The 18,666-nt window shown below is 69.8% G+C and carries 20 protein-coding genes; 10 read left to right on the forward strand and 10 right to left on the reverse strand.

What is annotated here, in order from left to right; all coding sequences use genetic code 11:
* Nucleotides 1–77: 77 nt before the first annotated feature.
* Nucleotides 78–1,565 (reverse strand): Hvo_1808 family surface protein, encoded by a 1,488-nt coding sequence (locus tag LT971_RS11135; RefSeq protein ID WP_237006994.1) that lies wholly within the window; start codon nucleotides 1,563–1,565, stop codon nucleotides 78–80.
* A 112-nt stretch (nucleotides 1,566–1,677) separates the two neighbouring features.
* Here LT971_RS11135 and LT971_RS11140 point away from each other — a divergent pair, with 112 nt between their 5' ends.
* Nucleotides 1,678–2,250, forward strand: coding sequence for a cysteine hydrolase family protein (locus tag LT971_RS11140; protein ID WP_237006995.1), 573 nt, complete (start codon nucleotides 1,678–1,680; stop codon nucleotides 2,248–2,250).
* Nucleotides 2,251–2,259: 9 nt separating this feature from the next.
* Here LT971_RS11140 and LT971_RS11145 read toward each other — a convergent pair whose 3' ends face one another.
* Nucleotides 2,260–2,697, reverse strand: coding sequence for a phosphate-starvation-inducible PsiE family protein (locus LT971_RS11145; RefSeq protein ID WP_237006996.1), 438 nt, complete (start codon nucleotides 2,695–2,697; stop codon nucleotides 2,260–2,262).
* Nucleotides 2,698–2,802: 105 nt separating this feature from the next.
* On the opposite strand from LT971_RS11145, the gene LT971_RS11150 reads away from it, so the two are divergent.
* A complete protein-coding gene (locus tag LT971_RS11150; protein ID WP_237006997.1) occupies nucleotides 2,803–3,039 on the forward strand; it encodes a hypothetical protein in 237 nt (78 codons plus the stop codon).
* A 5-nt stretch (nucleotides 3,040–3,044) separates the two neighbouring features.
* Here LT971_RS11150 and LT971_RS11155 read toward each other — a convergent pair whose 3' ends face one another.
* On the reverse strand, nucleotides 3,045–3,893 hold the full coding sequence (locus LT971_RS11155) for a DUF8155 domain-containing protein (protein WP_237006998.1): 849 nt from the start codon (nucleotides 3,891–3,893) through the stop codon (nucleotides 3,045–3,047).
* A 52-nt stretch (nucleotides 3,894–3,945) separates the two neighbouring features.
* On the opposite strand from LT971_RS11155, the gene LT971_RS11160 reads away from it, so the two are divergent.
* Together LT971_RS11160 and LT971_RS11165 are read left to right on the forward strand one after the other, a co-directional pair.
* Nucleotides 3,946–4,629 (forward strand): lipoate--protein ligase family protein, encoded by a 684-nt coding sequence (locus tag LT971_RS11160; protein WP_237006999.1) that lies wholly within the window; start codon nucleotides 3,946–3,948, stop codon nucleotides 4,627–4,629.
* 24 nt (nucleotides 4,630–4,653) lie between these two features.
* Nucleotides 4,654–5,919 (forward strand): dihydroorotase, encoded by a 1,266-nt coding sequence (locus LT971_RS11165; RefSeq protein WP_237007000.1) that lies wholly within the window; start codon nucleotides 4,654–4,656, stop codon nucleotides 5,917–5,919.
* Between the two features lie 4 nt (nucleotides 5,920–5,923).
* On the opposite strand, the gene LT971_RS11170 is transcribed toward LT971_RS11165, so the two are convergent.
* The 5 genes from LT971_RS11170 to LT971_RS11190 form a co-directional block, all read right to left on the reverse strand.
* On the reverse strand, nucleotides 5,924–6,283 hold the full coding sequence (locus LT971_RS11170) for a DUF7268 family protein (protein WP_237007001.1): 360 nt from the start codon (nucleotides 6,281–6,283) through the stop codon (nucleotides 5,924–5,926).
* A 1-nt stretch (nucleotide 6,284) separates the two neighbouring features.
* Nucleotides 6,285–7,229, reverse strand: a complete 945-nt coding sequence (locus LT971_RS11175; protein ID WP_237007002.1) for an ABC transporter permease — start codon at nucleotides 7,227–7,229, stop codon at nucleotides 6,285–6,287.
* 6 nt (nucleotides 7,230–7,235) lie between these two features.
* Entirely contained in the window at nucleotides 7,236–8,279 is a 1,044-nt protein-coding gene (locus tag LT971_RS11180; RefSeq protein WP_237007003.1) for an ABC transporter permease, read from the reverse strand.
* Between the two features lie 64 nt (nucleotides 8,280–8,343).
* Entirely contained in the window at nucleotides 8,344–10,014 is a 1,671-nt protein-coding gene (locus LT971_RS11185) for an ABC transporter substrate-binding protein (RefSeq protein WP_237007004.1), read from the reverse strand.
* 167 nt (nucleotides 10,015–10,181) lie between these two features.
* Nucleotides 10,182–13,058, reverse strand: a complete 2,877-nt coding sequence (locus LT971_RS11190; protein ID WP_237007005.1) for an ABC transporter ATP-binding protein — start codon at nucleotides 13,056–13,058, stop codon at nucleotides 10,182–10,184.
* Nucleotides 13,059–13,147: 89 nt separating this feature from the next.
* Between LT971_RS11190 and LT971_RS11195 the strand changes: the two genes are divergently transcribed.
* Complete coding sequence (locus LT971_RS11195) at nucleotides 13,148–13,672, forward strand: DUF7529 family protein (protein WP_237007006.1); 525 nt, start codon at nucleotides 13,148–13,150, stop codon at nucleotides 13,670–13,672.
* Here LT971_RS11195 and LT971_RS11200 read toward each other — a convergent pair.
* A complete protein-coding gene (locus tag LT971_RS11200) occupies nucleotides 13,669–14,304 on the reverse strand; it encodes a DUF5806 family protein (RefSeq protein ID WP_237007007.1) in 636 nt (211 codons plus the stop codon). The two genes, LT971_RS11195 and LT971_RS11200, sit on opposite strands and share 4 nt — an antisense overlap.
* A gap of 273 nt (nucleotides 14,305–14,577) precedes the next feature.
* Here LT971_RS11200 and LT971_RS11205 point away from each other — a divergent pair, with 273 nt between their 5' ends.
* Nucleotides 14,578–14,958, forward strand: coding sequence for a universal stress protein (locus LT971_RS11205; RefSeq protein ID WP_237007008.1), 381 nt, complete (start codon nucleotides 14,578–14,580; stop codon nucleotides 14,956–14,958).
* A complete protein-coding gene (locus tag LT971_RS11210; protein ID WP_237007009.1) occupies nucleotides 14,948–15,493 on the forward strand; it encodes a GNAT family N-acetyltransferase in 546 nt (181 codons plus the stop codon). The genes LT971_RS11205 and LT971_RS11210 overlap by 11 nt, the downstream gene beginning before the upstream one ends.
* On the opposite strand, the gene LT971_RS11215 is transcribed toward LT971_RS11210, so the two are convergent.
* A complete protein-coding gene (locus tag LT971_RS11215) occupies nucleotides 15,490–15,933 on the reverse strand; it encodes a universal stress protein (protein WP_237007010.1) in 444 nt (147 codons plus the stop codon). The genes LT971_RS11210 and LT971_RS11215 overlap by 4 nt on opposite strands.
* A gap of 75 nt (nucleotides 15,934–16,008) precedes the next feature.
* On the opposite strand from LT971_RS11215, the gene LT971_RS11220 reads away from it, so the two are divergent.
* The 3 genes from LT971_RS11220 to LT971_RS11230 are packed head-to-tail and all read left to right on the forward strand — an operon-like array spanning nucleotide 16,009 to nucleotide 18,665.
* Nucleotides 16,009–16,461, forward strand: coding sequence for a universal stress protein (locus LT971_RS11220; protein WP_237007011.1), 453 nt, complete (start codon nucleotides 16,009–16,011; stop codon nucleotides 16,459–16,461).
* 51 nt (nucleotides 16,462–16,512) lie between these two features.
* Complete coding sequence (locus LT971_RS11225; protein WP_237007012.1) at nucleotides 16,513–17,544, forward strand: hypothetical protein; 1,032 nt, start codon at nucleotides 16,513–16,515, stop codon at nucleotides 17,542–17,544.
* Nucleotides 17,545–17,582: 38 nt separating this feature from the next.
* Nucleotides 17,583–18,665 carry a DHH family phosphoesterase gene (locus LT971_RS11230; protein WP_237007013.1) on the forward strand — a complete coding sequence of 361 codons (1,083 nt, stop codon included), beginning with the start codon at nucleotides 17,583–17,585 and terminating at the stop codon, nucleotides 18,663–18,665.
* Nucleotide 18,666: the final 1 nt, after the last annotated feature.

Consider the following 18,666-nt stretch of genomic DNA (forward strand, 5'->3'; position numbering starts at 1 on the left):
CGGCTACGGAGTCGGCGATGAAAGGGTTTGCTAGGTGTTCCCGAACGCAGCGGGAGTTGTTCTGCGAGCCGGGGCGGTCAGTTCGACGGGTCGTGGACGTCGTCGAGCTGGTCGACGGTCGGCGCGTTCACGATGATGACCCGGTCGCCCTCGGTCAGCACGCGGAACGCGTCGGCGTACGCGCTCTCGCCCTCGGGGATGCGGTAGCGGGCGGTCTGGGCGTCGACGCGCTCGGCGCCGTGGTACTCCAGCAGCTGGCGGTAGGCCTCGGCGAACTCCTCGGCGTCCTCGGTGGAGTCCCACGCCGACTTCCAGACGTAGGCCGTCTCGCTGGTCTCCATCGAGTCGTCGGTCACGTAGGGCACGAGCCGGTCGCCGTCCCAGCCGGCCGTGTACGGGTGACTGTAGTTGTAGAGATCCAGCGTCTCCTCGTTCTGGGCGGGCGACAGCAGGTGGTTGACCGGAATCACGACGCTGGCGGGCGCGCCGGTCGCCTGACTCTCGGCGTAGCTCGGGTACCACAGCATCGTGTACATGCCCGCCTCGCCGAACGAGGCGTAGTCGACGCTGCCGTTGCCCATGTCCGGAACCGTCCACTCGTCGCTGGAGGTGTCCGGCACCGAGACGTCGGTCGGTTCGTCCTCGCGGTACTTCTCGGTGTGAATCGTCTGCTCGGTGCTCGCCGGCGGGTGCTCGTAGGCGTCGTTGACGGCCGCCCAGCCGCCTTCGTCGCGGAGCTCCTGCACGAACACGGGGCCGTCGCTGTACGGCTGGAGCTTCGTCAGCGCGATGCCGATGTGGCGGTCGCCGCCACCGCCGCCACCCTGCGTCTGCGGGAGCAGGCAGTCCCAGTCGCTCTCACAGCGCTGCTGGTAGAGGTGGTCGACGTAGTTGCCGTCGCCCTCGATGATGCCGTCGCGGGCGTTGTGCAGTTCGCGCGTCGACTGGTTCATCTCGGAGATGTTGAAGTGCTGCTGCTGGAGCGCGTGGAACAGCTCCTGGGAGAGCGTGATCTCGTCCATCTCCGGGGACTCCGTGTTCTCGGAGACGATGACGATGCGGTCCTCGGCAGGCGAGTAGTAGCCGAGCACGGAGCCGGCGCGGTTGGACTCCAGCTGTTCGGTGGCGCTCTCGTTCTCGCCGAGCATGAACATCGCCTCCCACTTGACGTTCTGGTGGAGGCTGCCGTTCCGGGTGACGTTCTCGAAGGAGGCTGCCGTCTCGTTGGCGAACTCCTCGCGGGAGATGACCTCGACGGGGACGGATTCCTCGAACTCGAGGCCGCGGACGTGCTCGACGCGCGCCATCGAGCGGTTCACCACGGCGGCGAGTTCGGAGTCGTTCAGGCCATCGGAGCGGTCGACGTCGATGGACTCGTTGTACCAGTAGCCGCCCTCCCACCCGAGGCGGTCCTCTGCGGGGTCCGCGTAGTCGAAGGTGTCCGTCTCGGTGGGTTCGGCCGTCGTGGGTTCGGGTTCGGTCGTCGCGTCGCCGGTGATGCCGCCCTGGCAGCCGGCCAGGACAACGAGACACACCACTGCGACGGCGAGCAGTCGCCGTGCCATCACGCATCACTCGGGACGCCAGTTCAAAAGGTCCTGTGCACGCTCGCAGCCGCCGCGAACCCGGCGGCCCCGCGGGCCAACTGCTTTTGTCGGCCCGGAAGAACGTTCAGGTATGGAGTTCGAGCCAGCCAGCACCGCAGTCGTCGTCGTCGACATGCAGAACGGGTTCTGCCACCCGGAGGGGAGCCTGCACGCGCCGGCCAGCGAGGCCGCCCTCGAGCCCGTGACGGGTCTGGTGTCGCGGGCCCGGGAGGCGGGCGCGAGCGTCGTCTACACGCGGGACGTCCACCCGCCCGAGCAGTTCGACGGGAACCACTACTACGACGAGTTCGAGCGCTGGGGCGAACACGTCGTCGAGGGGTCGTGGGACGCCGAGTTGCACGACGCCCTCGACGTCCGCGAGGCGGACCACGTCGTCGAGAAACACACCTACGACGCGTTCTACCAGACGGACCTCGAGGGGTACCTGGAGAGCCACGGCGTCGACGACCTCCTGCTGTGCGGGACACTCGCGAACGTCTGCGTGCTGCACACCGCCGGGTCGGCCGGGCTCCGGGACTACCGCCCCGTGCTCGTCGAGGACGCACTCGGCTACATCGAGGAGGACCACAGGGAGTACACCGTCGAGCACGCCGACTGGCTGTTCGGCGAAGTGCTCGACCGCGAGGCCGTGACGTTCGTCTGAGGGCCGGGGTCAGAACGGGTCGGCGTCGCCCTCGCCGGACCGGAGCACGTACAGCGACCCGACGAGCGCAGCGACCAGCACGGCGAGTCCGACGGCCGTGAACAGCGCGGCATCCGGCGAGGCGTAGTCCGAGGGCTTGAACACGATGACGCGGCGAGCCACGGCGATGACGGCGGTGACGATGACGATGCGGAGCACGCTCTCCTCGCGGGTGTAGGCGACGACGGTCCGGTAGACTTCGACGAGGATGAACAGCAACAGCACGGTGTCGACGAGGTCGACGACCTCGGTCGTGTCGGTGATGGCGCCGGAGAGGATGAGCTCGCCGATGGTGAGCCCGAGGTCGAAGACGCCGACGGCGAACAGGAACACGAGGACGTACGCGGCGACGATCTCGACGCCACCCATGAGTCGCTCCGTGATCTCGACGTGGTCGACGGCGTCCATACACCTTCCCAACGGGGTGAGGCGGTATAAGCGTCGGACCCGGTGAGTTTGGGTGTGGTAGCACCGGCAGCAGAGATTTACACACGCCATCGGAATACCCCCCTCGTGGACACAGCAACTGTCACGCGGGCCGCACGCCGAGCGACGCTCATCGGGGTGTTCGCGCTCGTGGTGGGAAGCCTCGGCGTCCTTCTCGACGGGACGCTGATGTGTTCGGGAACCGGCTGTGACGGGGCAAGCGTCTGGGAGGCAGTGGCCGGCGCTGGACTGTTCACCGCGCTCGGTGGCGCTGCCGTGGCCGGTATCGGGGCGCTGGTCGGGTGGGTGACTCGGCCCCGGTAGCGGCGCTACCCGTGCCAGACTGCGACGGCGACCTCGTCACCGACGGCGAAGCCGTGGCCGGGCGCGACGACCTTGCAGCCGAGGGCGTCGCGGCCGAGCCACAGCGACAGCCCCTTCGCGGGCCGGCCGTCGACGGCGACGGTGACGTCGTCGCGCCACGTGACGGTGCGGTCGCCGGTGCGGTCGCCGACGACGGTGCCGAGCACGGAGACGGTGTCGCCGGTCCCGTCGGCGTACCCGGCTTCGTAGTGGGGGAGGCCGCCGTCCACGGTCGTGGCGTCGTCGCTGGCGAGGCCGGCGTAGGCGTCGCCGCTCGGCGCGGGGTGGGTCGGTTCGTCGAGGCGCAGCCACGTCTCGCCGGTCTCGACGACCGTCGCGGTGCCGTCCCACGCCACCGGTTCGACGGGGACGTCGAGGTCCAGGGGCAGCGACCCGGACGCGCGCACGGCGTTCTGGCCGTGCTCGCGGAAGCCGAGGTGGATGTGGTTGTCGACCCACGGCGCGAAGAACCCCGACCGGACCAGCCGACCGAGCGGGTCGCCGACCTCGACGACGTCGCCGGCGTCGACGCCGGGGTCGACGTGGAGGATGCGCGCGAGGTGTGTGCCGGTGTCGACCACGACGAGGTGGTCGTGGTCGGCGGCGTACGGGCGGTCCGGGCACTGCACGGTCCGGGTCTGGACGACTTCGCCGGCGACCGGACTCGGGGCGGCGACCGCCCAGCCGTTCGGGCCGTCGTCGCCGTCCGGGTAGAGGTCGACGGCACAGCCGGCGTCGTGCGCCGGGTACGGGGAGTTGTACCGCGACACCCGGGGGTAGTGGCGGGCGACGACGTCGCCGTCGAGCGTGACCATACCCGGGCTTGGAACCGGGAGGAATTACTCGGTTCGGTTCCAGGGGCGTAGTATGCGAGTCGTACGGGGCCGAGCCGACGACCGGGACGCCGACCGCGCCGTCATCCGCGACCTGCTGGACTGGGTCAGCGACCACGAAGAGCCGGCCGTCCGCGTCTGGGCGCCGGGCCGCGTGGTCGCGTTCGGCCGCCGGGACACGAACGAGGACGGCTACGACGACGCCGTCCGGGCGGCCCGCCACCACGGGTTCCCGACCGTCGAGCGCCGCGTCGGCGGCCGCGCGGTCGCGTACACGGACACGACGCTGGCGTTCGCGCGACTCACGCCCACCGAGGACATCCGGACGGGCCTCGAGGCGCGCTACGACGCGATGGTCGCGGACGTCGTCGACGCCCTCCGGGCCGTCGGCGTGGCGGACGCCCGCGAGGGCGAGCCCCCCGATTCGTTCTGTCCGGGCGACCACTCGGTGCGGGCGGACTGCGGGAAGCTCGCGGGTGTCGCCCAGCGCGTCACGAAGGGCGCAGCGCTCACCTCTGGCGTGCTCGTCGTCGACGACCGCGACGCGATAGCCGGCGTCCTCGACGACGTCTACCCCGAGCTCGGTGCGCCGTTCGACCCCGAGTCGGTGGGGAGCGTTGCAGCGGCGGGCGGCGACCCCAGCGCCGTCCGTGACGAACTGGAGGCCGCACTGGTCGGCGCCGCGGACGCCGACGTGGAGCAGGTCCACAGCACTTAGGCCGACCCACAGCGACTCGGTAGTATGCGAGTCATCCGGGACGCGACACTGGCCGACGGCCGCGTCAGGGACGTCCGGCTGGACGGCGAACGCATCGACGCAGTCGGCGACTCCCTCGACGGCGAGACGTTCGTGGACGCCGACGAGCGCCTACTGTTACCGGGGATGGTCGACGCACACGTGCACTTCCGGCAGCCGGGCTTCGAGCACAAGGAAACGTGGGCCAGCGGGTCGCGGAGCGCGGCGGCCGGCGGCGTGACGACCGTCGTCGACCAGCCCAACACCGACCCGCCGACGGTGACCGGCGACGCCGCCGACGAGAAAGCAGCGTACGCCGCCGCCGACAGCGTCGTGGACTGGGGCGTCAACGGCGGCGTGACCGCCGACTGGGACCCCGCGTCGCTGTTCGACCGGCCGCTGTTCGCGCTCGGCGAGGTGTTCCTCGCGGACTCCACGGGCGACATGGGCATCGACGCCGACCTGTTCCGGGACGCCTGCCGGCGGGCGGCCGACGAGAACGTCGTCGTCACCGTCCACGCCGAGGACGCCGACCTGTTCGATTCCGCGGCGAAGGACCGCGACGACGCCGACGCGTGGAGCGCGTACCGGACGGCCGAGGCCGAGGAGGCGGCCGTCGAACGCGCCGTCGACGTGGGGGGCGAGGCGGGCGCGAGCATCCACGTCGCCCACACCTCCACGCCGGAAGGCGTGGACGCGGCGCGGGCTGGTAACGCCACCTTCGAGGCGACCCCCCACCACCTCTTCCTCTCGCGCGAGGACCTCGACGACCTCGGGACGTTCGGTCGCATGAATCCGCCGCTGCGCAGCGAGGACCGCCGCGAAGCGCTGTTCGAGCGGCTGGCCGACGGCCACATCGACGTGGTCGCGACCGACCACGCGCCCCACACCCGCGAGGAGAAAGACGCCAGCATCTGGGACGCGCCCTCGGGTGTCCCGGGCGTCGAGACCGCGCTCCCGCTGTTGCTCGACGCGGCGCGCCGGGGCGACCTGAGCTACGAACGCGTGCGGGACGTCACGGCCGCGAACCCCGCCGACATCTTCGGGCTGCCGCAGAAGGGGCGCGTCGAGGCCGGCCGGGACGCCGACCTCGTGCTCGTCGACACCGAGAACGCTCGCGAGATTCGGGGTGCCGACCTGCACTCGAACTGCGAGTGGACGCCGTTCGAGGGGAGACAGGGGGTGTTCCCCGAGTGGACGATGGTCCGGGGGACGGTCGTCTGGGACGGCGACGCAATCACCGAGTTCGACGGCCAGAACGTCCGCCAGTAACGGTTCAGACGCCGTAGGGCGCGCCGGCGACTGCGGCACCGACCATGCCGCCGAGCCCGAACGCGATCAGCAGCGCCATCGCCTGCCGGCCGCTCTCCGCAGTCCACCCCTTCGAGAGGCCGATCTCCCCGGAGAAGTCCTCGACGGCGTCGCCGGAGAGGAGCACGCCCGACCACCCGAGCAGCCCCACCGAGAACGGGAGCGCGGCCAGCGGGAACGCCACCTCGCTGGCCGCCCTGGGCGGCGCGCCGAACCCCAGAAGGAGCACGTAGAACAGCGCGAACGCCGCTGCGGCGCCGAAACCGGCGGTCCGCGCCAAGAGCCCCCAGTCGCGGCCAGCCGCCTCGACGCCCGCCTGCGACATCTCAGTCGACCGTCTCCCGCATCCGCGGGTCGAGCGCGTCACGCATGCCGTCCCCGAGGAGGTTGAACCCGAGCACGAGCACGGCGAGGAACAGCCCCGGGAACAGGGACATCCACCACTTCCCCGTCAGGAGGCCGTTCGCCACGCCGTTGGACAGCATCAGGCCCCACGACGGCATCCCGGGCGCCGCACCGAACCCGAGGAACGACAGCGCCGCGAAGTCGATGATGGCCAGCCCGTAGTTCAGCGTCGACTGGACGGTCACGGGCGCCAGCGTGTTCGGGAAGACGTGCCTCGCGAGCACTCGGGGGTCTTTCGCACCCAGGGCTTCCGTCGCCTCGATGTACTCGTCCTCCAGCACTTTCAGCGCCGCCCCCCTGACGACGCGCGCGAACCGCGGCGTGTACACGAGCGTCAGTGCGATGACGACCTTCCAGAGGCCGGCGCCGAAGATGGCGACCAGCGCCAGCGCCAGCAGCAGCGACGGGAACGCCAGCAGGACGTCCATCGTCCGCATGATGACGTTGTCCGTCAGGTCGCTGTAGTACGCCGCGATGATGCCTAGCGCCACGCCGAGGAACGTCGACGCCGCGACGGTGACGGTGCCGTACTTGATGGCGATCCACGCGCCGTACAGCGTGCGCTTGTAGATGTCGCGACCCGACGCGTCCGTGCCGAAGATGTGCTGGTCGACGGCGCCGGTTCCCGTCCACCCGGGTGCCAGACGGTCCGAGACGGTCCCGAGCTGCGAGGAGCGGAGCGCGCCGAGGTCGTAGGAGAACCGGGCGAAGATCGCGATCAGCACCATCCCGATGATGATGGTCAGTCCGACGAGCGCGAGGCGGTTCGACAGCAGGTCCGAGAGGAACTGCGAGGACCGCAGCCGGTCGAGGAACGTGCGGTCCTCCAGTGCGGTCGCGTCGGTGGTTGCGGTGTCCGTGCTCATTGTGTGTTATTGCTGGATGCGGGGGTCGAGGTAGCTGTACGTGATGTCTACCAGGAGGTTCACGAGCGTGAACAGCAACGCGAACGTCAGCACCGTCCCCTGGACGAGCGGGAAGTCGTTGGACTGGATGGCGCTGACCAGCATCGTCCCGATGCCGCCGATGCCGAAGACGGTCTCCGTGAGGACGGCGCCGCCGAGCAGGCTCCCGAACTGGATGCCGATGACCGTGATGACCGGGATGAGGGCGTTCCGGAAGCCGTGTTTCATGATGGTGATCTTCGAGCCCTGGCCCTTCGCGCGCGCCGTCCGCATGTAGTCCTGGCGCACGACTTCGAGCATCGACGACCGCATCATCCGGGAGATGAGCGCCATCGAGTAGATGCCGATGGTCATCGCCGGCAGGAACAGGTGCGTGACTGCGGACGTCCACGCGCCGAACTCGCCCAGCAGCAGGGTGTCGACGGTGACCATGCCGGTCAGCGGCAGCTGCATCCCGAGCAGCGTCCAGTGGTTGTCGAGGAAGATGGTCGACCCGATTCGGCCCGACGCGGGGAAGATGGAGAGGTACGTCGAGAACGCGAGGATGAGCATCGGCCCCGACCAGTAGATGGGGACGGAGATGCCCGAGAGTGCGCCGACCCGACCGAGGTGGTCGGTGAGCGTGTCCTGTTTCACCGCCGATATGACGCCCAGCGGGATGCCCAGGAGGATGCCGACGACCTGGCCGTACAGCGCGAGTTCGAGCGTGACCGGAATCTTGTCGGCGAGCACGCTGCGGACGCTGTTGCCCTGCGCGATGACGTACGACTCCCCGAAGTCGAACTGCGCGGCGTCGACGAGGAACCGCCCGTACTGGATGTACAGCGGGTCGTTCAAGCCGAGCTCCTGCCGGAGCTGAATCACCTGCTCCTGGGGCGCACGCTGCCCGAGGATGACGCGCGCCGGGTCACCGGACGCGAGGTGCAGAATGACGAAGACGAACGTCGCCACGCCGAGCAGGACCGGCACGAGCAACAACAGCCGTTTCAGGATGAACCGCTTGGAGGCCATGAATGTGGAGCGTCGTGTTCGGACCTGAACGGTCCGAGCGTTTCAACTTTTCTTCGTTGCGCCGTCAGTTCATCTCGACGAGTTCGAGGTACGGACCGCCGACCGAGCTGACCGTGTAGGAGTCCTCGCTGACCGACTCGTGGACGCCACGGATGAGCTCGGCGTAGTCGATGAACATCCACGGAGCGTTGTCGTGGGCGATCTGGGACGCCTCGAGGTAGATTTCGCGCCGAGACTCGTCGTCGTACGTGGTCTGGCCCTCGTCGACGAGCTCGACGTAGTCCTTGTTCACCCACGCCGAGACGTTCGACGCGTTGCCCTTCTCGTCGAAGGAGATGTGGCGCTGGTCGTCGGAGAGCTCCGAGGCCTCCACGCCGGGGTGGAGGAGCACGTACATGAAGTTGTCCGGGTCCGCGTTGTCGGTGTACCAGCCGAGGAGGCAGGCGTCGTGGCGGCCGCCGTACGTGTAGTCGATGTAGGAGCCGAACGTCGAGAACTGGTTGATCTCGACGTCGACGCCGATTGCGTCGAGGTCGGACGCGATCTGGTTCGCCGTCTGGATGGGGCTCGGGTTGTACCCGCGGGGGTTGGAGAACGTCGCGAGTTCGAAGCTGAGGTCGGTCGCGCCGGCCTCCTCGAGCAGCGACTCGGCCTGCTCGGGGTCGTGGGGGTACGGTTCGAGGTCTTCGTTGTGCCCGAGCACGTCCGGCGGGAGCGGCTGGTCGGCCTCCGTAGCGAAGCCCTGATAGATGTCGTCGACGATGGCCGACCGGTTGACCGCGAGGGTGACGGCGCGCTTCACCCGTGGGTCGCGGAACTCCTCTTTGCGGGCGTGGTTGAACGCCATGTACCCGACGTTGATGCCGTTCTTCTGGACGACGGACGCGGTGTCGGAGTCGTCGACCTGCTGGATGGACTGCGCGTCGAGGTTGTCCGTGATGTTGGAGTCGCCGTTGATGAGGTCCTGGGCGCGGGTCTGGTTCGACCCGATGGTCTTGAAGATGACTTCGTCGACGTTCGGGCCGTCACCCCAGAAGCCGTCGTAGGCGGAGAGCCGGACGCGCTGGTTCTCGTTGTCGAGTTCCTCGAACTGGAACGGGCCGGTGCCGACCGGGTCCGTGCCGAGGTCGGCCTGGTCGTCCGGGTTCGAGCCGCTGTCCTCGATCTGGGCCTTCGAGAGGATGGCGGCCGCGAACATCGCGAGGTTCCGGAGGAACGGCGCGTACTGCTGGGTGAGTTCGAAGGTGACCTCGTAGTCGCTGCTGGCGTCGATGCTGTCGACCCAGTCACCGAACGTGACCGAGGAGTACCCCGAGCGGTTCTTGCCGAGGAAGTACTCGTAGCCGTCGTCGATGAAGCGGTTGACGGTCGCCTTGACGTCGGGTGCAGTGACTTCCTCGCCGTTGTGGAACTCGATGCCCTCCTTGAGCGTGAGGGTCGCTGTGGTCCCGTTGAGGTCCCAGTTGTCGGCGAGGCCGTCCGTGAGTTCGCCCCCGCTCCCGGGCTTGAAGTCGATGAGGGTGTCGAAGACCTGGTTGGTGACCTTCGCGACCTCCCCGCTGGTGGTCTGCTGTGGGTCGTAGTTCTGCGGGTGGTCGCCGCGGGAGTACACGAGCGTCCCCCCGCCGCCACCGCCGCCGGTGAGTCCGGTACAACCGGCTGTCGATGTCGCTGCGACTGTCGCGGCACCAGCAGCTTTCAGGAAGCTGCGGCGGCTCACGCTATCGTCTGCCATACCACCGTATGGCACGAATGTTAACTTAAACGTACCGGTAGGAGAACCGGAGTACAGCGGAACTACCGCTGGACGGAGCCGGGGCGGGTTCCTGACAGGCCGGCGAGACGGGGGGCCGAACAACCACACCGGGCCGGCAAGAATCGCCGGAAGCGAGCGGCCCGCAGTCAGGCTGCGCGGTCGTCGCCGTCCGCGTCGTAGAGGTGACAGGCCACCGGCTGCTCGTCGCCCGCCAGCGGCGGCTCCTCGCGCTCGCAGGGGCTGTCGAAGGTGTCGCGGAGCACCGCCGCGGCCTCGTCCCAGTCCTCGGTGGCCAGCGCGTCGAACGACTGCTCCACGACGGACCGGGCGTCGCCGGTCGGCTCGGTGTCGAACTCGCGCTCCCAGAGCGCGTCGACGAACGCCGCCCGGTCGGCGTCCCGGCCGCCGTCAGCCGGCACGTCCGCGGGCTCGCCGGATGCCGCCGTCGCCTCGGCGGCGTCCGTCCAGACGGCGTCGAGGGGAATCTCGCGGTTCTCCACGGCCTCCCGGAAGTCCATGACCGCCCGGAATGCCTCCTGGTCGATGTCCACGTCCTCGGGCGGGATGACCGACGGGCACCGCGTGCGGAACCGGCAGCCCGACGGCGGGTCGATGGGGCTGGGGACGTCGCCCTCGAGGATGATGCGGCCCTCGTCGCCGACCCGCGGGTCGGGCTCCGGAATCGAGGACAGCAACGCCTCCGTGTAGGGGTGTTTCGGGTCGGCGAACAGCTGGTTCGTCGGCGCGGTCTCGACGACCTTCCCGAGGTACATCACGGCCACCCGGTCGCAGATGTGGCGGACGACCGAGAGGTCGTGGGCGATGAACAGGTAGGTGAGGTCGAACTCGTCCTGGAGGTCCTCGAGGAGGTTCAGAATCTGGGCCTGCACCGACACGTCCAGCGCGCTCACGGGCTCGTCGGCGACGATGAAGTCCGGGTCGACGGCGAGCGCGCGGGCGATGCCGACGCGCTGGCGCTGCCCACCGGAGAGCTCGTGGGGATAGCGGTCGAACTGGCCGGGTTCGAGGCCGACGGCCTCCATCAGCTCGACGACCCGGTCCCGGCGCGCCTGCCGGGTGGACTTCTCGCCGGTGTCCTCCGGGAGGTCGTGGATCTGGAGCGGCTCCAGAATCGTCTTCCCGACGGTCTGGCGGGGGTCCAGCGACGACAGCGGGTCCTGGAAGATCATCTGCATGTCCGTGCGCTTCGCGCGCAGCGCGTCGTCACCGAGTGCCGAGATGTCGTCACCGGCGAACACCACCTTGCCGTCGGTCGGCTCCAGCAGCCGGAGAATCGACCGCCCCGTCGTCGACTTCCCGCAGCCGGACTCCCCGACCAGCCCGAGCGTCTCACCCTCGTAGATCTCGAGGTCGACGCCGTCGACGGCCTTCACGGTCTGGGGCTCGTCGGCGAGCCACTTGTCCAGCCAGCCGTCGGCCCGCGAGAAGTACTTCCGGAGGCCGTCGACCTCCACGATGGGGTCGCCCGTGAACGTCTCGGACTCCGCCCTGACTCCCTCGGCCTCGGCGGCGTACTCCGTGGTGTCGAAGTCCTCCATGATGCACTTCGAGCGGTGGTCGACGTCCTCTGGGCCGTGGTCGAGGTAGGGGATCTCGCCCTCGACGCACTCGTCGACCGCCCACGGACACCGGTCGGCGAAGTGGCAGCCGTCGGGCAGGTCGATGAGGTCCGGGACGTTCCCCCCGATGGGGTGGAGGCGCTCGGTGTCCTCCCGCGGGATGGACTCCAGCAGCGCGTACGTGTACGGGTGGCTGGGGTTGTGGAAGATGTCGTCGACCGGCCCCTCCTCGACGATCTCGCCGGCGTACATCACGGCGACGCGGTCGCAGGTCTCCGCGACCACGCCGAGGTCGTGGGTGATGAACAGCACCGACATCCCGAACTCGTCCTGGAGGTCGTTGATGAGGTCCAGAATCTGGGCCTGGATGGTGACGTCGAGTGCCGTCGTCGGCTCGTCGGCGATGAGCAACTGGGGCCGGCAGGCCAGCGCGATGGCGATGAGCACGCGCTGGCGCATCCCGCCGGAGAACTCGTGGGGGTACTCGTCGAGGCGGGCCTCCGGCTCCGGGATGCCGACCGCGTCCAGAATCTCGACGGTGTCCTCGACGACGCGCTCGTCGGTGTCCCCCCGGGAGAGCGCCTCCCGGACGCCGTTCAGCCAGGAGTCCGAACGCTTCTTCCCGTAGCGGTGGAGGCGGAGGCTCTCGGCGACCTGCTCGCCGATGGTGAGTGCGGGGTTCAGCGACGTCATCGGGTCCTGGAAGATCATGCTCATCTCGCCGCCGCGGACGTCCCGCATCGCGTTCTCGGGGGCGGCGGTGAGGTCGACGCGTGCGTCCGCGACGCGGACATGGTCGGCGCCGTCCTCGCGACTCCGGAGCACGTCGAGGGGGTCGGCCGACGGGTCGACGTCGGCGCCCGGTTCGGGGTCGAGCGAGATGCCGGAGAAGAAGACGAACCCGTCCAGCGCGTCGAGGACGGCGTCGTCGAGGTCCTGGCCGACGGCCCGGAGCACGTCGTCGTCCCCGTCCGCTTCCGCAGTGGTGTCGTCGGCGATGGCGTCGACGCGGTCGGCGAACTCGCGGAGGTCGCCCGCGAGGCCGCCGGGGTCGGCCGTCGCGTCGAGGTCGTCGGCGATGCCGCGGAGTTCGCTCGGCGTCGACCCGACGCCGGCGTCCCCCCGGAGGTCGCCCGCGAGCTCTCGGCACGCGGCCACGAGGTCGAAGGGGTAGGAGGCGGCCGCACCGTCGTAGTTCGCGAGGAGTTTCGCGGCGAGCCCGGCGTCGTTGACGGTGACGCCGCCGCCCACCACGTCGCCGGGGTCGTCGACGAGCTGCATCGCGGACAGCGCGGTGACGCTCTTCCCGGACCCGCTCTCGCCGACCAGTCCGACGGTCTCGCCCTCCTCGATGTCGAGGTCGACGCCGTCGACGGCCTTCACGGCACCGCGGTCGGTGTCGAACTGCGTGCGGAGATTCGAGAGGGAGAGGAGGTCACTCATTCGCCGTCAACTGTGGGAAGCGGAGACAAATAGCTTCCGCCAACCAGCGAGAGGGAAGCCTTTTGCGCGTGCGCTGTCCTCGCACACCCATGTCCAACGACGGCGATTCCGTCGGCGACCCGGAGGAGCGCGCCGACGAGGTCCCCTCCCACTGGGAGCAAGTGATGACCGACATGGCCGCGACGGCCGAGGAGTACCGCGAGCGCGGCTGGGACGCCCACGAGGTCCACCCCGGGGACGTCGGCCTGTTCGCTGACCGGGACGCCGAGGGCCGGACCGGCATCGACCTGCTCGCGCCCGACAACGAGTTCGACCCCGTCGCGGAGGCGTTCGACGCCGCCGGCGGCTTCGAGGACGCGCAGGTGTTCCGCGCCGACACCAACGGCTCCGTCTACTTCGTCGTCGCCCTCGAGTCCGCGGCGACGGAGACGGCGGTGCTGCTGCCCGCGCACTACAGTCCGCCCGAGAACGAGGAGTTCATGGACATGATCTACGAGGAGGACGAGGTGCGCATCCACGTCCGCCCGCTGAACGAACGCCGCGTCCTGACGTTCACCCACGAGGACCCGTCCCTGTTCCTCCCCGACCACAGCGAGCGCGGGGACGGCGCCTAGTCGTCGCCCTCGATGGTGTGCCCGCAGTTCGGGCACTCCGTGCCGTCGTGGCGGAGTTCGTCGCTGGCCGCCCGGACGTCCCGCATCACCGACGAGATTCGTTCCTCGGCCTCGAGTTCGTCCTCGACGGCGAGGTCGACGCCCTCGACTTCCAGCAGGAACTTCGCGACCTCCGTCACCTCGTACATCAGGTCGTCGAGCTCGTCGGCGGTGAAGAAGTCACACATCGCGCCGTAGAGGAAGGTCGCGCCCGCCAGCTCCACCTTCTCCTCGAAGGACGCTCGCGCCTGATTGACCGCCTGCGGGCTGTACGTGTCCGTCATGAACGGCACGAGCTCCGGGAGGTTCTCGCCGATCTTCGTCATCTCGACGCCGGTCTCCGTGCGGAAGTCCGCACACAGCCGCGCGATTGCCCACTCGCGGGCGGTGATGTACGTGCGCTCGCGGAGGAACTCGTTGACGCGCTCGTACTGCGCGCCGTTCATCTTCGAGAACCGCTCGTACTTGCGGACGTCCGCGGGCACGTCGTCGTCGTCGCCCCCGGCTTCGCCGCTGGTGTCGTCGCGTTCAGCGACCGGCTCGACGGCTGGCTCGGCGTCCCAGTCGGCTGGGGACGACCGCTGGTCTGGCATGTTGCTCGTCGTTTGCTGTGGTTGGCGCAAAAGCGTGTCGGGCGTGACTCCGAACGAAGTGAGGAGTCACGGAATCAGCGAGCGGGGACCGCGTGCTCGACCGCAGGGAGAGCACGGCCTGAGCGAGCGGCGAAGCCGCGAGCGAAACGACCCGCGAGCAGGGAGACTCCACCAGCGGGAGGAGTCACGGAATCAGCGACCGGCGACGTCGGGGCCGCCCGGTGGTCGGGCGCGGGGCGAACGCTTTTGCCCGGCGACGGTGACAGTCCGGGCATGAAGGTGCTGGTGGGTATCGGCGGTGCAGACGACTCGCTGGACGCCCTGGAGGAGAGCGTCCAGCGGGCCGTCGAGACAGGGGACGAGTTGACCGTGGCGGTGGTGGAGAACCCGGAGAGCGACCGCGACCCCGGCGGACTGGTCGCGGAGGCGGAGGCGGCGCTGACGGACGCGGGGCTGCCGGCGAACGTCCGGGAGCTGTCGGGCGACCCGGGCAGCGCGCTGGTGGAGCTGGCGGAGTCCGAGGGCTTCGACCAGATCGTGCTCGGCGGCGGCCACCGCAGCCCGATGGGGAAGATCAAGCTCGGTCACATCGCCGAGTTCGTGCTGTTGAACGCGCGAACGTCGGTGAAGCTGGTGCGTGACGATGCCGGGTGAGCGCGTCTACCCCGACGAGGTCGCGGCGGCGTTCCCGGCGCCGCCGGTGTCGTTCACGGACGGCGAGGGCCGCGACATCGAGGTCAGGGACTTCGACGGCGAGAGCGCCGGTGGTGCGGAGTTCGACGCGCTGGTCGAGATGTACGACGACTTCGACCCGGCGGACCGCGCGCAGGGCGTGCCGCCGGTCGGCGAGGACCGCGTGCGGGACTGGCTGGACACGCTCCTCGAACAGGACGGCTTCGACGTGGTGGCGTGGCACGGCGACGAGGTGGCGGGCCACGCGACGCTCGTGCCGGACGACGAGTCGACGTACGAGCTCGCCATCTTCGTCCACCAGTCCTACCAGGGCGCGGGCATCGGGACGAAGGTCATCGAGGCGTTGCTCGGGCACGCGCAGACCGAGGGCGCGGAGTTCGTGTGGTTGAGCGTGGAGCGCTGGAACCGGCCGGCGGTCGCGCTCTACGAGAAGGTCGGCTTCGAGACGGCGTCCGCCGAGAGCTTCGAGATGGAGATGGCGATCCGGCTGAACTAGACGGATAGGACGGGCTGGCTGGCGTACAGGAGCACGTACTCGGCGGCCTTCTCGAGGACGTCGCCGGTGTCGCCGCGCATCCCCTCGCGGGGGACGACGAGGAAGTCGGCGTCGACGTCCTCGGCGGCGTCGAGGATGACGCTGCCGGGGTGCTGGAGTTTTCGGGACGTCGAGAAGCCGTACGCGATCGAGGATTCGACGGTGACGCCGTCGGGCGCGAGGTCGGCGACCTCGCCGAGGAAGGTGTTGGTCTCTTCGACGACCTCGTCTTCGGCGACGTCGCCGGTCTTGATGGCGCGCGTCACCGTCTCCCCGAGGACGTACAGCGCGTGGGCGTCTGCGTCGTAGCGGTCGGCGACCGTGACGGCGTACTCGGCGGCTGTCGCCGAGGCGTCCGTGCCGTCTACGGGGACGAGCACGGTGTCGACGGTGAGGGGCATACGTTGGCGTGCGCCGCCGGGCTACTAAAACGCTCCGCGTGTGGGTTTAAGGTGGTCGGCCGGAAAGACCAAGCCATGATAGACACGTTGGTCATCGCGACCGACGGCTCGGAGAGCGTCGGGCGGGCCGTGGACGTGGCCCTCGACGTCGCGAGCCGGTTCGACGCCAGCGTCCACGCGCTGTACGTGCTCGAGGAGAGCGAGGTGGAGTCGGCGCCGGAGGCGGTCCGCGAGGAGATGCACGACGCGCTGGAGGACCGTGGCGAGACGGCCGTCGGCGCGGTGGCGGACGCCGCCGACGGTGACGTGACGACCGCGGTCCGGGAGGGGCGGCCGCCCGCCGAGATCAGCCAGTACGCCCGGGACGTGGACGCCGACGTGGTGGCGACCGGGACGCGGGGCCGCCACGGGGAGAACCGCTTCCTCATCGGGAGCGTCGCGGAGCGCGTCGTACGGACGTGTCCGGTGCCCGTGTTGACCGTCCGGCAGCTCGAGGACGGCGACGACGCGGAGCGGGCGAACGCGTGACGCCGGCCCCGGCCGCCGGCTTTTAGTCGCGTCGAACGCCAGCAGACGGTGATGCCCTCCACGAACAGACGACAGTTCCTCGCAGCCGCGGGTGTGGCCGGAGTCACTGGGCTCGCCGGCTGCTCCGGGCTCGGTGGCAGCGGCCGGCCCGACGTCGACACGCACAGCGGCCTGACCGACGACCCGAGCGCCGAACTCGACACCGAGGCGGTGTTCCTCGCGGGCGACGCGGGTGCCCTCCCGGACCCACCCGAGACGGTCGCCAGCGTCGCGGACGCGGACGTCGTGCTCGCGACGCGGAGCGCCGACCGCCGGACGCTAGTCGGCGCGTTCCGGGACGGGAAGCCGGTCGCGTTCGCGGACCACGACGCGCAGGACGCACTGGTCGACGTGCTCTCGCGAGTCGGCGACGACTACACCTTCGGCACCGAGACGGTCCGGGCACGACCGGTCGACCCGGTCGTCGCGGTGCCACGGGGCGACACCGTCGCCACGTACACGCTCGTCGACGAGGGCGGCTGGGACGACCCGGTGCTGGACGGCCTCGGGTGGGCGCTCGGCGGGCGCGTCCCCGACTGCCGGACGTTCGTCCCCGAGCACTCGTCGGACAGTCTGTTCGCGCACGCCGGCGCCACCCACGTCGCCGGCCGCCTGGAGACAGGGGAGGCGTACGCGTCCCGGACGACGGCGTCGGTTAGCCGCCAGGAGGGCGATCAGTACGTGCGCCTGCGGACGACACTCCACGCCGAAGCCAGCGACGGGTACGCGGTCGAGGAAGCACTGCGGGAGACCGACCTGCCGGACGACCAGCGCCTCCACGAGGTCTGGCCGAACCCACACAGCCAAGACGGCGTCCGGGTGGCGAACGTCTCCGACACGGTCCGCAGCCAGTTCGGCGTCGAGGTGACGCCGGACAGCGACCGGGCTCGGACCGCGCTCACCGGCTGTGGGGGCCTGCAGACCGAGGGTAACCTCGCCTACGACCACCGGACGAGCGTCGACTGGAAGCGCGACGGACTCCTCGGTGCCGACCGGCGGTACGCCGAGGCGACGGGCCGCGGGGAGTGGCACCTCGGGGCCTAACCGCGGGGTTCTTCCCCGGCGCACCCGACCGTCGGAGTATGGAAGACTGGGTCATCGACGACGAAGACCTCCCGCTGGAGCGGAAGAGCCTGCTCCCCGGGACGGGCTTTTTCGTCCCCGACGACGTGCAGGAGGCACAGAAGGACGAGGAGATACGGGAACGCGTCGAGGGCGCCGACGTCATCGTGGTCGCGGACCCCGACGCCGACGGTCTGGCGTGCGCCGCCATCCTCCGTGAAGTGTACGGCGAGGCCGCGCTCGTCCCCGCCGGCCCCCACGAGATCGAGGACGGCCTGCGGCGGGCCGCCGAGTTCGGCGCCGAAGGCTGCCGGCTGTTCGTCTGCGACCTCTGCCCCGACCAGTTCGAGTACGTCGAGACCGAGCTCGCGGACGCCGTCGAGCACGCAGGCGAGGTCCGGTGGTTCGACCACCACCAGTGGACCGAGGAGACGGCGGCCGCCGTCCGGGACGCGGGCGTCGACCTCGTCGTCGGCGACTCCGAGGAGGAGTGCACGGCCGACGTTACGGTCCGGAGCCTCGACGAGGACGTCCCCGAGCGCTTCCGCGAGCTCGCGGAGGTCACCCGGGACCACGACCTCTGGCTGAAGGAGGACGACCGCAGCGACGACCTCGCGGACTACTCGTACTGGGTGGACGCCGACGAGTACATGGACACCATCCAGGAGTACGGCGCCGACTTCCCCGAGGACGTGATGGAGTACATCGAGGAGCGCCGCGTCGAGAAACACGAACTCATCGAGCGCGCGGTCGACCGGGCAGCGATGAAGGAGGTCGGCGAGTGGACGGTCGGCGTCACCTACGGCCGCTGCTCGCAGAACGAGGTCGCCGAGGCGCTGCGCGAGCAGGGCGCCGACGCCGCCGTGGTCGTGAAGCCCTCGGGGAGCGCGAGCATCCGGGGCACCGAGACCTTCGAGCGCGCCCACGAGGTCGCCCGCCAGGTGAACGGCGGGGGCCACCCGAAGGCCGCGGGCTGCAAGCCCGACATCTACGAGGACATGCTGGACTACGCGAACCACTGGACGAGCCAGGGCACGACCGCCAAGCAGGTCATCCTCGACGCCTTCCGCAGCCTCCCCGACGAGCCGGCCGACGCCGAGTAGC

This window comes from Halobacterium rubrum, from assembly GCF_021729015.1.
Classification (GTDB): Archaea; Halobacteriota; Halobacteria; order Halobacteriales; family Halobacteriaceae; genus Halobacterium; species Halobacterium rubrum.

What these genes read in the sequence shown, in the direction of transcription:
- LT971_RS11135 (WP_237006994.1), bottom strand. Translation starts at nt 1,565, where the DNA reads ATGGCACGGCGACTGCTCGCCGTCGCAGTGGTGTGTCTCGTTGTCCTG.
- LT971_RS11140 (WP_237006995.1), top strand. Translation starts at nt 1,678, where the DNA reads ATGGAGTTCGAGCCAGCCAGCACCGCAGTCGTCGTCGTCGACATGCAG.
- LT971_RS11145 (WP_237006996.1), bottom strand. Translation starts at nt 2,697, where the DNA reads ATGGACGCCGTCGACCACGTCGAGATCACGGAGCGACTCATGGGTGGC.
- LT971_RS11155 (WP_237006998.1), bottom strand. Translation starts at nt 3,893, where the DNA reads ATGGTCACGCTCGACGGCGACGTCGTCGCCCGCCACTACCCCCGGGTG.
- LT971_RS11160 (WP_237006999.1), top strand. Translation starts at nt 3,946, where the DNA reads ATGCGAGTCGTACGGGGCCGAGCCGACGACCGGGACGCCGACCGCGCC.
- LT971_RS11165 (WP_237007000.1), top strand. Translation starts at nt 4,654, where the DNA reads ATGCGAGTCATCCGGGACGCGACACTGGCCGACGGCCGCGTCAGGGAC.
- LT971_RS11170 (WP_237007001.1), bottom strand. Translation starts at nt 6,283, where the DNA reads ATGTCGCAGGCGGGCGTCGAGGCGGCTGGCCGCGACTGGGGGCTCTTG.
- LT971_RS11175 (WP_237007002.1), bottom strand. Translation starts at nt 7,229, where the DNA reads ATGAGCACGGACACCGCAACCACCGACGCGACCGCACTGGAGGACCGC.
- LT971_RS11180 (WP_237007003.1), bottom strand. Translation starts at nt 8,279, where the DNA reads ATGGCCTCCAAGCGGTTCATCCTGAAACGGCTGTTGTTGCTCGTGCCG.
- LT971_RS11185 (WP_237007004.1), bottom strand. Translation starts at nt 10,014, where the DNA reads ATGGCAGACGATAGCGTGAGCCGCCGCAGCTTCCTGAAAGCTGCTGGT.
- LT971_RS11190 (WP_237007005.1), bottom strand. Translation starts at nt 13,058, where the DNA reads ATGAGTGACCTCCTCTCCCTCTCGAATCTCCGCACGCAGTTCGACACC.
- LT971_RS11195 (WP_237007006.1), top strand. Translation starts at nt 13,148, where the DNA reads ATGTCCAACGACGGCGATTCCGTCGGCGACCCGGAGGAGCGCGCCGAC.
- LT971_RS11200 (WP_237007007.1), bottom strand. Translation starts at nt 14,304, where the DNA reads ATGCCAGACCAGCGGTCGTCCCCAGCCGACTGGGACGCCGAGCCAGCC.
- LT971_RS11205 (WP_237007008.1), top strand. Translation starts at nt 14,578, where the DNA reads ATGAAGGTGCTGGTGGGTATCGGCGGTGCAGACGACTCGCTGGACGCC.
- LT971_RS11210 (WP_237007009.1), top strand. Translation starts at nt 14,948, where the DNA reads ATGCCGGGTGAGCGCGTCTACCCCGACGAGGTCGCGGCGGCGTTCCCG.
- LT971_RS11215 (WP_237007010.1), bottom strand. Translation starts at nt 15,933, where the DNA reads ATGCCCCTCACCGTCGACACCGTGCTCGTCCCCGTAGACGGCACGGAC.
- LT971_RS11220 (WP_237007011.1), top strand. Translation starts at nt 16,009, where the DNA reads ATGATAGACACGTTGGTCATCGCGACCGACGGCTCGGAGAGCGTCGGG.
- LT971_RS11225 (WP_237007012.1), top strand. Translation starts at nt 16,513, where the DNA reads ATGCCCTCCACGAACAGACGACAGTTCCTCGCAGCCGCGGGTGTGGCC.
- LT971_RS11230 (WP_237007013.1), top strand. Translation starts at nt 17,583, where the DNA reads ATGGAAGACTGGGTCATCGACGACGAAGACCTCCCGCTGGAGCGGAAG.